This window comes from Arthrobacter sp. UKPF54-2 (genome assembly GCF_007858535.1).
Classification (GTDB): domain Bacteria; phylum Actinomycetota; class Actinomycetes; order Actinomycetales; family Micrococcaceae; genus Arthrobacter.
Genome location: NZ_CP040174.1, coordinates 2560429 through 2574286, shown reverse-complemented (window position 1 = coordinate 2574286; position 13858 = coordinate 2560429). Strand labels below are relative to the sequence as shown.

Sequence of the window (13858 nt, the reverse complement as noted above, 5' to 3'; positions counted from 1 at the left end):
GCCGATCCACCTGCCCGATTCACCTGCAGCGGAGGGTCCTCAGACCTCGGCCCCCAGCCGCTGGCTGATCACGGTGGAGACGCCGTCGCCGCGCATCGTGACGCCGTAGAGCGCGTCGGCGACTTCCATGGTGCGTTTCTGGTGCGTGATGACGATCAGCTGGCTGGACTCGCGGAGCTCCTCGAAGATGGTGATGAGCCGGCCCAGGTTGGTGTCGTCCAGGGCGGCCTCCACCTCGTCCATCACGTAGAACGGCGAGGGCCGCGCCTTGAAGATGGCCACCAGCAGGGCCACCGCGGTCAGTGACCGTTCACCGCCGGAGAGCAGCGAGAGCCGCTTGATCTTCTTGCCGGCGGGGCGCGCCTCCACCTCGATCCCGGTGGTGAGCATGTCCGAGGGGTCGGTGAGGACCAGCCGGCCCTCGCCGCCGGGGAACAGCCGCGCGAAGACCCGGACGAACTGGGCTGCGGTGTCCTCGAAGGCCTCGGCGAAGACCTTCTGCACCCGCTCGTCGACTTCCTTGATGATGTCCAGCAGGTCCTTGCGGCTGGCTTTGAGGTCCTCCAGCTGTGTGCTCAGGAACTGGTGGCGTTCCTCGAGGGCCGCGAACTCCTCCAGCGCCAGCGGGTTGACCCGGCCCAGGGCTGCGAGGTCGCGTTCGGCCTTGCGGAGCCGCTTTTCCTGTTCCTCGCGGACGAAGGGTTTGCCGGCGACAATTTCCTGTCCGTCCTCGTCCACGGGGGCGCGGAGCGCGGCCCACTTGTCCCCCGATTCGGCGGCCGGCACCGGCACGGGCCGGTCGGGGCCGAAGTCGGCGACCAGCTGATCCGCGGTCAGTCCGAGTTCCTCGACGCTGCGCAGTTCGAGGGCCTCGATCCTGAGCCGCTGCTGCGCGCGGGCCAGTTCGTCCCGGTGTACGGAGTCGGTCAGCTCGGCCAGTTCACGGGCGAGGGTGTCGTTGCCGGTGCGCACCGCGGTCAGTTCGCGCTCCATCTGTTCGCGGCGTTCCTCCGCCGTGTCGCGTTCGCGGCGGGCCAGCTCGACCGAGACATCGATGAATCCAATGACCTGTTCCACGGCCGCGGAGACGGCGGCGGCGCGGCCGGCCTGGAGCCGGCGGCGGCGGGCGCGTTCAGCCGCCTCCTCGCGGGCGCGGCGTTCGGTGGCGGCGGCCCGCTCCAGCGAGGCGGCGCGGTTGCGGATGGCGGTGAGCTGTTCCTCCGCGCTGCGCAGCGAAAGGCGGGCCTCCATCTCGGCCGCCCGCGCGGCAGACGCCGCCAGGGCGAGGGCGTCGCGGTGCTCGGGCGAGGGTTCTTCCTCGGCGGGGGCCTCCTGGGCGGCAGCGAGCCTGGCAGCGACAGCCTCCAGGGCGTCCTGTTCCCCCTGGATGTTCGCTTCCGCGCGGGCCAGGGACGCGGCGAGCCGTTCACTTTCCCCGACGGCGCTGCGCAGCACCGAGTTCAGGTGGCCCAGCCGTTCGGCCACGGCGGCGAGCCGGGCGTCGGAGTCGTGCAGTTTTTCCAGGGCGGCGTCCGCGCGGTCCTGGGCGGCGGCACGGCGGGACTCCGCGGCGGACAAGGCGAAGCGGTTGCGCTCCAGCTCTGCGCCGACGGCGGCGAGCCGGGCGGCGGCGTCGTCGATGGCGGCCTGGACCTCCAACAGCGACGGCGCCGAGGCGGAGCCGCCGCTGACAGTGAATGCGGTGAACACGTCGCCGGCCCGTGTCACGGCGGTCAGTTCCGGCCGGGCGGCGATCAGCTGCGCGGCGGCGTCGAGGTCCTCGACGACGGCGGCGCCCGCCAGCAGCCGGGCCAGCGGCACGCCGCTGGCCTTGTCTCCGACGGGGGCGACCAGCGCGGCGGCCCAGCGGGCGCCGTCGGGAAGGTCTGGGTCCGGGGCGTGCCCGGCCGGTCCGGATGCCCCGGCGAGCAGCAGGGAGGCCCGGCCGGCGTCGTCGTCCTTGAGGAGCTGCACCGCGGTGGCGGCGGTGGCGGCGTCGCGGACCACGACGGCGTCCGAGCTGCTGCCCAGCGCGGCGGCGATGGCGGCCTGGTAGCCGGCCTCCACGGTCAGCATGCCCGCCAGCGGCCCGAGCACGCCGGGCAGCTCCGCGGCCAGTACATGCTCCGAGCCGTCCTTGCGGTTGAGGCCAAGCTGCAGGGCGTCGCGGCGGGCCACGAGGGCGTCGCGTTCCCGCTCACCGTCCCGTTCGGCCGCCTTGAGGGCGTCGATTTCCGCCGCGACGGCGTCCAGTGCCTCGGTGGCCGCCTCGTATTCGGCGTCGAGGGTTTCCTCGCCGTCCTCGACGCCCGCAACCTGGGACTCGAGCGCGGTGAACTCGCTTTGGGCGTGGCGGCGCCGTTCCTCGCCGGCCTTTTGCGACTCCCTCAGCCGGCCAAGCTCGGCCTGGGCGGATTCGACCCGGGACCTCGCGGCGCCCACCTGGCCCGCGAGCCGGGCAAGGCCCTCCCGGCGGTCCGCGGCGGCCCGCAGCAAGGTGGCGAGGCGCCTGTCTTCGGCGGCGGCCGCGCTTTCGGCCTCCTGCTTGACGGCGGTGGCCGCGTCCAGCGCGGCGCGCCCCTCGATAATGCCCGCTTCCAGCCCGGCCTGGTCGGCCCGGACCCGGGCCGCCTGCTTCTCCAGCTGCTCGGGGTCCCGGCCGGCGTCGGGGGCCGCGTCGGCCGCACCGAGCAGGCGTCGGCGTTCCTCGGCGAGCGAGCCGAGGGAGCGCAGCCGTTCCCGTCCTGAGGAGAGCTGGTACCAGTTGTCCCGCGCGGCGTTGAGCTTCGGGGTGGCCTCCGCGGCGAGCTGTTCCAGCCCGGCCTGGCGCTGGCGGCCGCTTTCGAGCTCGCGTTCGACGACGCCGCGGCGGGCCTTGAGTGCGGTCTCGTCCGCGACGTCCTGCTCCAGCACGGATTGAAGCTGGACCAGGTCGTCGGCCAGCAGCCGTGAGCGGGCGTCGCGGACCTCGAACTGCACCATCTGGGCACGGCGCGCCACCTCGGCCTGCTTGCCCAGCGGGGTGAGCTGGCGCCGGATTTCTCCGGTGAGGTCACTGAGCCGGGCCAGGTTGGCCTGCATGGCCTCGAGTTTTCGGACCGTCTTTTCCTTGCGGCGGCGGTGCTTGAGGATGCCCGCGGCCTCCTCGATGAAGCCGCGCCGGTCCTCGGGCGTGGCGTGCAGCACCTTGTCCAGCTGTCCCTGCCCGACGATTACGTGCATTTCCCGGCCCAGGCCGGAGTCGGAGAGCAGCTCCTGGATGTCCAGCAGCCGGCAGGCCGCGCCGTTGATGGCGTACTCGGAACCGCCGGTGCGGAACAGGGTGCGGGAAATGGTGACTTCGCTGTAGTCGATGGGGAGGGCGCCGTCGCTGTTGTCGATGGTCAGCGAGACGTGTGCCCGGCCCAACGGCGGGCGACCGGACGTGCCGGCGAAGATGACGTCTTCCATCTTGCCGCCGCGCAGGGTCTTGGCGCCCTGTTCGCCCATCACCCAGGACAGCGCGTCCACCACGTTGGACTTGCCCGAGCCGTTGGGGCCCACCACGGCGGTGACGCCGGGTTCGAATTCGAAAGTCGTCGCGGAAGCGAACGACTTGAACCCTCTGACGGTCAGACTTTTGAGGTGCAAGGTGTTTCGGGTCTCCTGGGTGGCGGCAACGGGGGCGTTTGCTGCCCTAAATCTACTGGGTTCACCGCGGAATCCCGCGGATTTACGGTACCTCCAGCGCGGATCACCAGCGCCCGTTCCGCGGCCGTGGCTGGCAGACGGGGCAGGTGTACGAGGAGCGGTTCATGAACTGCTCGCGTTTCATCAGGCTCACGATTCCGGCCCCGGCGCAGCGGCGGCATTCCTGGCCCTCCCGGCCGTAGGCGTTCAGGGACCGTTCGAAGTAACCCGAGGCGCCGTTGACGTTGACGTACAGGGAATCGAAGCTGGTGCCCCCGGCAGCGAGGGCGTCCGTCATCACCTCACGGGCGGCGTCGAGCACCCGCAGCGCCTCCGAGCGGCGGAGCGTGTCCGTGGGCCGGGCGTAGTGGAGTTTGGCGAGCCAGAGGGCCTCGTCCGCGTAGATGTTGCCGATCCCCGAGACCAGCCCCTGGTCCAGGAGCGCCCGCTTGAGACCGGTTTTCCGCGCCCGCAGCCGCCGGTAGAACTCCTCGAAGGAGAACCGCGGATCCAGCGGGTCCCGGGCGATGTGCGAGGCTTCCTCCGCGATCAGCGGCAGCGGCGTTTCCGCGAGGCCGCCGGGACCGCCGTCGGCTGTTGGGATCAGCGAGGTGAGGAAGAGTCCGCCGAAGATGCGCTGGTCCACGAAGCGCAGCTGTTCGGGCATCCCCGCCGCCGGGCTGAGCCGCAGCCGGATTTTCAGGTGCTTTTCGTCGGCGACGGCGGCGTCCTGCATCAGCAGCTGGCCGGACATGCCCAGGTGGGCCATCAGCGCCGCCGCCGGCGGCGCGGCACCGGCGCCGGTGCCGGCGTCTCCTGCGTCTATGCCTGCGGTGTCCGCGAGCGGGAGCCAGAGGAATTTTCCGCGGCGCACCACGTCCAGGACGCGGGCGCCTTCGAGGTTCCCGGCGAAGTCCTCGGCGCCGAGCGCGTGGCGGCGGATGGAGCGCGGGTCCAGCACCTCCACCGAGGTGATGGTCCGGCCCCGCACCCAGTTCACCAGGCCGCGCCGGACGACCTCGACCTCGGGCAGTTCAGGCAAGGGGTGCCTAGCTGCCGGTCTGGGACTTGAGCTGCGGGGCTTCCGCGGCGTCGGCCACCGTAGCGTCCGGGGTACGGGCCGGGGCCGGTGCGGAGAGGCGGCGCCAGGCGTCCGCGGCTGCTTCCTGTTCGGCTTCCTTCTTGGAATTTCCCGAACCGGTGCCGTAGTCGGTCCCGCCGATCCGCAGCACGGCCTCGAACGAACGCGCGTGATCCGGGCCTGAGCCCTCCACGGCATAGTTGATCGTGCCGAGCTGGCGGCTGGCCGCGAGTTCCTGGATGCTGGTCTTCCAGTCGGTGCCGGCGCCCAGCGCTGCGGCGTCCTGGAGCAGCGGGCCGATCAAGCGCATCACGAGCTGGCGGGCGGTTTCCAGGTCATTGGACAGGTAGGTGGCGCCGATGAGCGCCTCCATGGTGTCCGCCAGGATGGAGGCCTTATTCTTGCCCTCGGTGAGCTTCTCGCCCTGGCCGAGGTAGATGTACTCCCCCAGCCCGATGCTGCGGCCGATGCCGGCCAACGCCCGGGTGCTGACGACGGCGGAGCGGCGCTTGGCCAGGTCCCCTTCGGGCAGGTCCGGGTTGTCCCGGTACAGCGCGTCGGTCACGGAGAAGCCCAGGATGGAGTCGCCCAGGAACTCGAGCCGTTCGTTGGTGGGGATGCCGCCGTTTTCATAGGCGTAGGAACGGTGTGTCAGAGCAAGACGAAGCGTCCCGGCGTCAATAGAGACACCGAGACGCTTCAGAAGCTCTTCAGTTGAAGACATCTTGGTCAGCCTATTGGCGGATTAGACGTCTGCGACCTTGCGGCCCTTGTACTCAAGGAACAGCGCGGTGCCAGCCGAGTCGGTAACGACCTTTGCCTGGTGCGGCAGGCTGTAAACAACCTGTCCGTTTTCCACGGTCTTCACCAGGTGGGGGGCAGTTGCCTTCCACTGGGAGCGGCGGGCGCGGGTATTCGAGCGAGACATTTTCCGCTTGGGAACAGCCACGGCTAACTCATTTCTCTCTAGTCCAACACTTACAAATCAGTTTTGCCGGTCAGGCTTAGCCAGATCAGCTAGGGCAGCCCAGCGAGGATCTACGACCTCGTGGTGGTGCCCCGGCTCGTCTTCCAGGCGTACTCCGCATTCGGAGCAAAGGCCCTGGCAGTCTTCCCGGCACACCGGCTGGAACGGCAGCATGGTGACAACTGCGTCCCGCAACACCGGCTCAAGATCGATCAGATCGTGCTCGACTCGACGTTGCTCTTGTTCGTCTTCTTCATCCGGGAATTCAGCATCCCCGTAGAAGAAAAGTTCTTGCACATTGACCTCAAGGTCATACGCAAGGGGATCCAGGCATCGACCGCATTCGCCGGTTACTTCGACGTTTGCGGTGCCCGATACCAGAATTCCTTCGTGTACGGCCTCCAGGCGCAGATCCAGCTCGACATCTGAGCCTTCCTGCACACCAATGAGCGCCACACCAAGATCACTTGGCGCGGGTACATGTTCCGTCAGTGTCCGCATGCTTCCCGGACTGCGTCCGAGGTCCTTGACGTCGAACGCCAGGGGCGAACTAGCATCTCGTTTAATGAGAACTCCTGTTGAACATATGACCGACGTACCATCTTAGCCTGAACTTCCGGACGGACTCAAACCGGCGGACGGCGCACGGCTGAGCGCCGCACCCCGGCCCGGGCAGGGGCCGCGCAACCGGCAGCAGGCCGCCGAGTACCGATCTAGCTTACCCTCTACGCGGGGTGCCCCGGACCCGGCTCGCCGGACCTCAGCCGCTTCAGCACGGACTTCGGCACAAACTCGGAGACGTCCCCGCCGAGGGTGAAGACTTCCTTGATCAGCGTGGAGGACAGGTGCAGGTAGTGGCCCTCAGCCGGAATGAACACGGTCTCCACCCCGGTGAGCTGCCGGTTCATGGTGGCCATCGGCAGTTCGTAGTCGAAATCCGAGGAGGAACGCAGTCCCTTGACAATCGCGGAGGCTCCACGCTGCCGGCAGTAGTCGGCCAGCAGCCCCTGCCCCACAGGTTCCACCACAATTCCCCGCAGCGAGGCCAGGGTTTCCCGCGCCATGTCGAGCCGCTCCTCGAGCCCGAAGCGGTACTTCTTGGCGTAGTTGGTGGACACCGCCACAATGACCTCGTCGAAGAGGCTGGCCGCCCGGGCGATGACTTCCAGGTGGCCGTTGTGGATGGGGTCAAAGGAGCCAGGGCATACGGCGCGTCTCATCCTCTGAACCTACCCCATCGGCCGTGCGGGCCGGGATAGCATGGCGGAATGTCAGCATCTAAGAGTTCTTCTGCCGAGCCCGTGCGCGCACCGTTCACCGTCGCCGGCGGCGTCGTCCTTGTGACAGGGGCCGCGATGGGCATGGGGCGCCTCTATGCCCTGCGCGTTGCCAGGGAGGGTGCCGCCGTCGTCATCCTCTGGGACATCGACGCGGACGGCCTGGCCCAGACGGCCGGCGAGGTCACGGCGCTGGGAGCACGCGCCGTCGTCCGCCGGGTGGACCTGTCCAGCCGGGAGGCCATCGCCGAAGCAGCCGCGGAAGCCCAGTCCGAGGGCCCGCTGACCCTGCTCGTCAACAATGCGGGCATCGTGCGCGGCGCCCTGTTCTGGGACCACGACCCGGCCCGGGACATCGCCCTGACCATGGACATCAACGCCCTGGCGCCGATGTACGTCGCCCATGCGTTCCTGCCGGCCATGATGGCCGACGGCGGCCGTCCGCGCCGGATCCTGAACATCGCCTCCGCCGCCGGGACCGTATCCAACCCCCGGATGAGTGTGTACGCCGCTTCCAAGTGGGCGGTGATCGGCTGGAGCGACTCGCTGCGGCTGGAACTCGAGCAGCAGGGCCACGACCACCTCAAGGTGACCACCTTCTGCCCCAGCTACATTTCCACCGGCATGTTCGCCGGCGCCCGCGGCCCGCTGTTCACCCCGCTGATGACCCCGGACGACGCCGTCAATCGCGCCTGGCGTGCCACCGTGGCCGGCCAGCCGCAGCTGATCGCCCCGGCAACGGCGCAGCTGGGCAAAGTGCTGCGCGGCCTGCTGCCGGTCCGGGCCTGGGACTTCGTTGGCGGGAGAGTCTTCGGCATCTACACCACGATGGACAAGTTCACCGGGCGGACCGACAAGGCGGGGACCCCGTGAACAAGCAGCCGCTCTCCCCCTGGCAGCGTGCGGCCACCGGCGCCAACCTGCTCTCCCCCGCCGGGGATCTGGGCGTCACGATTTTCGAGGAGATGACCACACTGGCGCTGCAGACCGGCGCCATCAACCTCGGCCAGGGCTTCCCGGACGAGGACGGTCCCGCGGAGATCAAGGACGCAGCCCAGGCAGCAATCGCCGCCGGCGCCAACCAGTACGCCCCCGGCAAGGGCATCCTGGAACTGCGGGAGGCCATCTCCCTGCACCAGGAGCGCTTCTACGGGCTCACTCCGGATCCGCAGACCGAAATCATTGTTACCACCGGGGCCACGGAGGCCATCGCCGCCGCGCTGCTGGCCCTGGTGGGGCCCGGCGACGAGGTCCTCACCTTCGAGCCGTTCTACGACTCCTACGGCGCCATCATCGGCCTCTCCGGAGCCCGGCACGTCACCGCGCCGCTGCTGGCCCCCGACTTTATGCCGGACCTCGACGCCCTGGCTGCGGCGTTCAGCGACCGCACCAAGGTGGTGCTGGTGAACAATCCGCACAACCCCACGGGGGCGGTGTTCCCGCGCGAGGTGCTCGAACGCGTCGTCGAACTCGCCGCCAGGCACGACGCCGTCATCATCACCGACGAGGTCTACGAGCACCTCACTTTCGGCGCCGTGCATCTGCCGGTCGCGACGCTGCCCGGCGCCGCCGAGCGCACCCTGACCATTTCCTCGGCCGGCAAGACCTTTTCCTTCACCGGCTGGAAGATCGGCTGGCTCAGCGGCCCCGCCCACCTGGTGGCCGCCGCCCGCACGGTCAAGCAGTTCCTCAGCTACAGTTCCGGGACGCCGTTCCAGAGCGCCATCGCCGTGGGGCTGGGCCTGCCCGAGGAGTTCTACACCGGCATCGCCGACACGCTGCGGCTCAAGCGCGACATCCTCAGTGAGGGTCTCCGCGCCGCGGGACTGGAGGTCTTCAGCCCGCAAGGGACCTACTTTGTAAACGTGGACACCGCCCCGCTGGGCATCTCCGATTCGGTGGACCTGGCCCGCCGGCTGCCCGAACTGGTGGGCGTCGCCGCCATCCCGGTGCCCGTGTTCTGCCACCCCGAGGGCGCCGAGCGGACCCGCAGCCTGCTCCGCTTCGCGTTCTGCAAAAAGACCTACATCCTGGAGGAAGCCGCCGAGCGCCTCTCCACGCTCCGGGACAGGCTGTGAGCGCGAACCGCACCCCGGCGACGCGCTTCCTGCGGGCCACGGGCCAGCACGCCGTGATCGAGCCCGATGAGTTCACCGAGGGCGGCTTTGTGCTGAGCATCGGCGGCGCCGAGCAGTCCCACGTCAACCTGTCCGACCCGGAAGACATCTTCTACGAGTACCTGCGCCGGATCGGCCATGTGGTGGATCTCGCGGCACCGTGGGGTGAACCCATCACGGCGCTCCACCTGGGAGCCGGTGCCCTGACGCTGGCGCGCTACATCCAGGCGACCCGGCCGGGTTCGGCGCAGTATGCGGTGGAGCTGGAGCGGGAACTGTTGGACTTTGTGCTCCAGCACCTGCCGATGCCGGAGGGCACCGCGCTGCACACCGTGATCGGGGACGCCAGGGAGTCCCTGGCCACACTGCCCGCGGACCTGCGGTTCGACGTCGTGATCCTGGACATCTTCTCCGGCCCGGAAGCGCCTGCCCACATCGCAACCACGGAGTTCTACCAGGAGGCCGCCGCCCGGCTGACCGCGCGCGGCGTGCTGATCGTCAATGTCGGCGACGAGCCGGGCCTGACCCTGGTGCGCAGCCAGGTGGCCGCGCTGCGCCGGGCAATGGCGGATGTGTCCGCGTTTGCCGAGGCGGGAATGTTCGCCGGCCGCTATCCCGGCAACGTCATCCTGACCGGCACACAGGGACCGTGGCCTGAGGTGTGGACCGCGGCCCTGACTGCCCGCGGACCGCACCCGGCGAAGGTGCTCTCCGGCGTGGAGCTGGACGTGCTTTCGGACTAGCCGCGGGACTCCTCAGTCTCAGCAGGCTCCCCCGCCTCGGATTCCGCCTGCGTGTCGACGCCGGGCTCGGCGAACCAGAGCCGGGTTTCGCCGTACTTCTTTTCCGCGAACCGCTCCATCCCTTCCGGCCAGGACGGCTCCGGGGTCCGGGCCGAGCGTTCCACGACGACGACGGCGCCCCCGGCCAGGTGCGGGAGCAGCTTGGCGAGCACGGCGGCCAGGGCCACCTCGTCCAGCGGGTAGGGCGGGTCCAGGAGCACCAGGTCCCAGGCGGTCTCCGCGGCGGCCCGGTCCAGGAACGACTCCACTTTGGAGCGGTGCACGGAGACCGTCTTGCGCCCCGCCACGGAGTTGACGAGGTCCGCGTTGCGCTGGCAGACCTCGCTGGCCTTACCGTCGAATTCCACCAGGTCAACGGTGCGCGCGCCGCGGCTGGCGCTTTCCACCCCGAGTGAGCCAGACCCGGCGTAAAGGTCCAGGACCCGGGCGTCGGCGATGACCTCGAAGGCGTCCAGCCGCGAGAACAGGGCCTCCTTGACCCGGTCCGTGGTGGGGCGGGTCAGGGAGCCCGGCACGCTGACCAGCGGCGTGCCGCCGGCGGCGCCGGCGATGATCCGGCTCATGGCAGGCTCCCCCGCCCGGCCGTGGCCGGTCCTGTGGTCTCGCTCGCTGCGCTGTGTGGGCTAGCCGCGTTCAAGGAACGCCTCCTTCTCCGGGTTGAGGTAGTCGTCGATGGCCGCGGCGAGGCCGGCGTGCCGGGCTAGGTCCGGGTCCGCGCCGACGATCGCCTGGGCGTCCTGCCGAGCCCGGGCGATCACGTCCTCGTGCTCGAGCACCCGCAGCAGCTTCAGCGTCGAGCGGCCGCCCGACTGCGAGGCCCCTAGGATGTCGCCTTCGCGGCGCAGTTTGAGGTCCTCCTGAGAGAGGGCAAAGCCGTCGGTGGTGGCCGCCACCGCGTCCAGCCGCCGCCGGCTGGGATGCTCGGGCTCCAGGGTGGTGACCAGCAGGCAGGTTCCCGGCAGCCCGCCGCGGCCCACACGGCCGCGGAGCTGGTGGAGCTGGGAAATGCCGAACCGGTCCGCGTCCAGGATCACCATCAGTGTCGCGTTGTGCACGTCGACGCCGACCTCGATCACCGTGGTGGAGACCAGCAGTTTGGTCTGGTTGGCGGTGAAGGCGGCCATGGTTTCGGACTTCAGAACCGGGTCCTGCCGGCCGTGCAGCGGCGCCACGGGCACCCCGGCCAGTGCCGGTTCGTCCCGCAGCAGCTCGACGACGCCGGTGACGGAGGCCAGCTCCCGGGTGCCGTTTTCAGCCAGGTCCGCGTCGGTGGGCTCGGCCTCCCCGGGGCTGAAGTCGCCGTCGTCGTCGGTGCCGATTTTGGGGCACACGACGTAAACCTGGTGGCCGGCGTCAATTTCCTCCCGCGCACGGGACCAGATCCGGGAGGCCCAGGCGGGGTGTTCGGCGAGGCCCACCACGTGGGTGGAGATAGGCGCGCGGCCCGCGGGCAGTTCGTCCAAGACAGAGGTTTCCAGGTCGCCGAACACGGTCATGGCCACGGTGCGGGGGATGGGGGTGGCGGTCATGACCAGCAGGTGCGGCGGTTTGCTCGCCTTGGACCGGAGGGCGTCCCGCTGCTCGACGCCGAAGCGGTGCTGTTCGTCCACCACGATCAGGCCGAGGTCGTAGAAGGAGACGTTTTCGCTGAGCAGCGCGTGGGTGCCGATCACGATCCCCGCGGTCCCGGAGGCGGCGTCCAGCATGGCCTGTTTCCGGGCGGCGGTGGGCATGGAGCCGGTGAGGAGGGTGACCTGGACGGCGTCCGGGCCGAGGCCGCCGAGCAGCCCGTCACGGGACAGCGGCCCGAGGGTGCGGCGGATGGAGTCGAAGTGCTGGGCCGCGAGCACCTCCGTGGGGGCCAGCAGCGCGGCCTGTCCCCCGGCGTCGACCACCTGCAGCATGGCCCGCAGGGCCACAATGGTCTTGCCCGAGCCGACCTCGCCCTGCAACAGCCGGTTCATCGGCGAGTCCAGCGCCAGTTCCTCGGCGAGGGTCTTGCCGACGGCGGCCTGGCCCGCGGTCAGGGTGAACGGCAGCTGGCGGTCAAAGGCCGTCAGCAGGCCGCCGGGCACCGGCCGGCGGGCGGTCGCCTCCTCGGCGGCCAGCTGGGCGCGGCGCCGGGCCAAGGCGGACTGCAGCACCAGGGCTTCCTGGTAGCGGAAGCGGGCCCGGGCGCGCTGCCAGTCCGACGCGGTCTCCGGCGCGTGGATCAGGCGGTACGCGGCGGCGACCGGGAGGAACTTTTCCCGGGCGGCGATCTCAGCCGGGAGCGGGTCCGGGACTGCGTCGAGGTCAGCGGTATCCAGCAGGGTGGAGACGACCTTCTGGATAGACCAGCTGGTCAGCTTGGCGGTAGCCGGGTACACCGGGATGGGCATGGCCGCGAGCTTTTCCGGGTCCATGCCCGGGATGTCCGGGTCTTCATCGAGCAGCTGGAACTCGGGGTTGGTCAGTCCCAGCGCGCCGCCGTAGCGGGTGATCTTTCCGGAAAACAGGGCGCGCCGGCCGGGCTGCAGCTCTGCCTTGGCGCGGAAGCCGTTGAAGAAGCTCACCTTGAGGGTTCCGGGCACAGCCCCGGCGGGACGGGCGGCGGTTCCTGAGCCGGCCTCGTCGGTGATCACGACGTCGGTCAGTGAGCCGCGGCGGGCGCGCATCTGCCGGGTGCTGCTGGAGACCACGCGGGCGATCAGCGTGACCTCCTCGTCCAGCGGGACCTCGCTGATGAGGGTCAACTCGCCGCGGTTCATGTAGCGGCGCGGGAAGTAGTTCAGCAGCCCGCCGACGGTGGTGATGCCGAGGTGTTTCTCGATGACGGCCGCGGAACGCTTCCCGATCCGGCGTTCCAGGCCGAGGTCAAGTTCAGTGGTCATGTCCGTCGCGGGCCGCGCTGCGGGGACCGTCGGGGACGCCTGCGTCGGGGTCACGCGGGACGGCCAGGTCGCTGACGCTGATGTCCGAGGGTTCGCCGAGCGAGCGGATCATGGCGACGGCGGGGCCGGCGTCGGGCACGTGGACGTGGACGCGCCAGCGGTAGGCGCCGTTGGCGTCGGCGTCGCCGCCCACTTGGCTCATGATCACGGACTCGCCCATCTCGTCGAGCCGTTGTCGCATGGTGGCCGCGTCCAGCGGCGAGAGCGTGATGGTGCACATGAGCTCCACGCCGTCGTCCCGCGGCATGTCCGCGTGGATGTGGGGGTCCTGGACGTCGTAGCCGTGCAGCCCGTCGAGGAGCTGGTCCTGGAGTTCTTCGCCGAGCACGGCGGAGCGCAGGCAGTCCAGCACCAGGAGCATCCCGACGCCGCCGGCGTCCACCACATGGGCGGTGTGCAGGGCCTCGAGCTGGTCCTCGGTGTGCACCACGGCGGCCAGGGCGGCCTCGACGGCGGCGTCGAGGGCCAGGCCGAGGGTGTGGTTGCTGTCGTCGCCGTCGTGCTCGGCGTCGACGGCGGCGGCGGCGCGGGCGGCGGCCTCCATCACGGAGAGCATGGTGCCCGGGACCGGGTCGCTCAGCGCGGACCAGGCCCGGATCTGGGCGCGGTTGAGCGCGGCGGCCAGCAGCGGCGAGCTGAGCCGGGTGTGCCCGGCCAGGGGTTCGGCCGCGGCACAGAGGAAGACGGCGAACAGTGTGCCGGAGTTGCCGCGCGCCTGCTCGATCGCGGCCTGGCCGGCCCGCGCCAGGACGGCGCCGACGTCGTTCTGGGCCGGATCCGGCGCGCCCACCGCGTGCACCGGGGTGTCGGCGCTGAGCTGGGGCAGGGCGGCAGTGTCGGTGGCAACGTCGTGGAGGGCCCGGGCGGCGGCGCGCACCGTGAGGTAGAGGTTGGTTCCGGTGTCGCCGTCGGCGACGGGGAAGATATTGATGGCGTTCAGGCGGTCGCTGTGGTTCCCAAGCGTTGTTTCCGCCTTGCCCAACCACCGCTTCATCGCTTGCGCGTTGGCGG

Annotated in this window: 12 protein-coding genes; 3 read left to right on the top strand and 9 right to left on the bottom strand. The window is 70.1% G+C overall.

Translation table 11 applies throughout. The features are described from left to right. Positions 1 to 39: 39 nt before the first annotated feature. The 6 genes from smc to coaD all read right to left on the bottom strand — a co-directional run bounded on the left by smc (position 40) and on the right by coaD (position 6937). Complete coding sequence (gene smc, locus E7Y32_RS11840) at positions 40 to 3630, bottom strand: chromosome segregation protein SMC (RefSeq protein WP_186466980.1); 3591 nt, start codon at positions 3628 to 3630, stop codon at positions 40 to 42. Between the two features lie 103 nt (positions 3631 to 3733). Beyond that, on the bottom strand, positions 3734 to 4711 hold the full coding sequence (gene mutM / locus E7Y32_RS11835) for a bifunctional DNA-formamidopyrimidine glycosylase/DNA-(apurinic or apyrimidinic site) lyase (RefSeq protein WP_146337284.1): 978 nt from the start codon (positions 4709 to 4711) through the stop codon (positions 3734 to 3736). A gap of 7 nt (positions 4712 to 4718) precedes the next feature. Further along, a complete protein-coding gene (gene rnc / locus E7Y32_RS11830; protein ID WP_261382427.1) occupies positions 4719 to 5474 on the bottom strand; it encodes a ribonuclease III in 756 nt (251 codons plus the stop codon). A gap of 21 nt (positions 5475 to 5495) precedes the next feature. After that, positions 5496 to 5699 carry a 50S ribosomal protein L32 gene (gene rpmF / locus E7Y32_RS11825; RefSeq protein WP_056738282.1) on the bottom strand — a complete coding sequence of 68 codons (204 nt, stop codon included), beginning with the start codon at positions 5697 to 5699 and terminating at the stop codon, positions 5496 to 5498. 36 nt (positions 5700 to 5735) lie between these two features. Continuing rightward, a complete protein-coding gene (locus tag E7Y32_RS11820) occupies positions 5736 to 6260 on the bottom strand; it encodes a DUF177 domain-containing protein (RefSeq protein ID WP_146337283.1) in 525 nt (174 codons plus the stop codon). 182 nt (positions 6261 to 6442) lie between these two features. Next, positions 6443 to 6937, bottom strand: coding sequence for a pantetheine-phosphate adenylyltransferase (gene coaD / locus E7Y32_RS11815; RefSeq protein ID WP_146337282.1), 495 nt, complete (start codon positions 6935 to 6937; stop codon positions 6443 to 6445). 48 nt (positions 6938 to 6985) lie between these two features. Between coaD and E7Y32_RS11810 the strand changes: the two genes are divergently transcribed. Genes E7Y32_RS11810 through E7Y32_RS11800 form a run of 3 tightly spaced genes read left to right on the top strand, consistent with a single transcriptional unit; the run spans position 6986 to position 9854 of the window. Then, complete coding sequence (locus tag E7Y32_RS11810; RefSeq protein ID WP_146337281.1) at positions 6986 to 7867, top strand: SDR family NAD(P)-dependent oxidoreductase; 882 nt, start codon at positions 6986 to 6988, stop codon at positions 7865 to 7867. After that, the gene (locus E7Y32_RS11805; protein WP_146337280.1) at positions 7864 to 9072 is read left to right on the top strand and encodes an aminotransferase class I/II-fold pyridoxal phosphate-dependent enzyme; all 1209 of its coding nucleotides are present in this window, start codon (positions 7864 to 7866) and stop codon (positions 9070 to 9072) included. Before E7Y32_RS11810 ends, E7Y32_RS11805 begins: the two co-directional genes overlap by 4 nt. Beyond that, a complete protein-coding gene (locus E7Y32_RS11800) occupies positions 9069 to 9854 on the top strand; it encodes a spermidine synthase (protein ID WP_186466979.1) in 786 nt (261 codons plus the stop codon). The genes E7Y32_RS11805 and E7Y32_RS11800 overlap by 4 nt, the downstream gene beginning before the upstream one ends. Here E7Y32_RS11800 and rsmD read toward each other — a convergent pair. Genes rsmD through E7Y32_RS11785 form a run of 3 tightly spaced genes read right to left on the bottom strand, consistent with a single transcriptional unit; the run spans position 9851 to position 13841 of the window. After that, positions 9851 to 10477 carry a 16S rRNA (guanine(966)-N(2))-methyltransferase RsmD gene (gene rsmD / locus E7Y32_RS11795; RefSeq protein ID WP_146337279.1) on the bottom strand — a complete coding sequence of 209 codons (627 nt, stop codon included), beginning with the start codon at positions 10475 to 10477 and terminating at the stop codon, positions 9851 to 9853. The genes E7Y32_RS11800 and rsmD overlap by 4 nt on opposite strands. A gap of 60 nt (positions 10478 to 10537) precedes the next feature. Then, positions 10538 to 12787 carry an ATP-dependent DNA helicase RecG gene (locus tag E7Y32_RS11790; protein ID WP_146337278.1) on the bottom strand — a complete coding sequence of 750 codons (2250 nt, stop codon included), beginning with the start codon at positions 12785 to 12787 and terminating at the stop codon, positions 10538 to 10540. After that, on the bottom strand, positions 12777 to 13841 hold the full coding sequence (locus E7Y32_RS11785; RefSeq protein ID WP_146338570.1) for a DAK2 domain-containing protein: 1065 nt from the start codon (positions 13839 to 13841) through the stop codon (positions 12777 to 12779). The genes E7Y32_RS11790 and E7Y32_RS11785 overlap by 11 nt, the downstream gene beginning before the upstream one ends. Between the last annotated feature and the right edge of the window lie 17 nt (positions 13842 to 13858).

Excerpts from the sequence above, each read along its gene's own strand:
- coaD (WP_146337282.1), bottom strand. The coding sequence starts at position 6,937 with ATGAGACGCGCCGTATGCCCTGGCTCCTTTGACCCCATCCACAACGGC.
- rnc (WP_261382427.1), bottom strand. The coding sequence starts at position 5,474 with ATGTCTTCAACTGAAGAGCTTCTGAAGCGTCTCGGTGTCTCTATTGAC.
- E7Y32_RS11785 (WP_146338570.1), bottom strand. The coding sequence starts at position 13,841 with ATGAAGCGGTGGTTGGGCAAGGCGGAAACAACGCTTGGGAACCACAGC.
- E7Y32_RS11790 (WP_146337278.1), bottom strand. The coding sequence starts at position 12,787 with ATGACCACTGAACTTGACCTCGGCCTGGAACGCCGGATCGGGAAGCGT.
- rsmD (WP_146337279.1), bottom strand. The coding sequence starts at position 10,477 with ATGAGCCGGATCATCGCCGGCGCCGCCGGCGGCACGCCGCTGGTCAGC.
- E7Y32_RS11810 (WP_146337281.1), top strand. The coding sequence starts at position 6,986 with ATGTCAGCATCTAAGAGTTCTTCTGCCGAGCCCGTGCGCGCACCGTTC.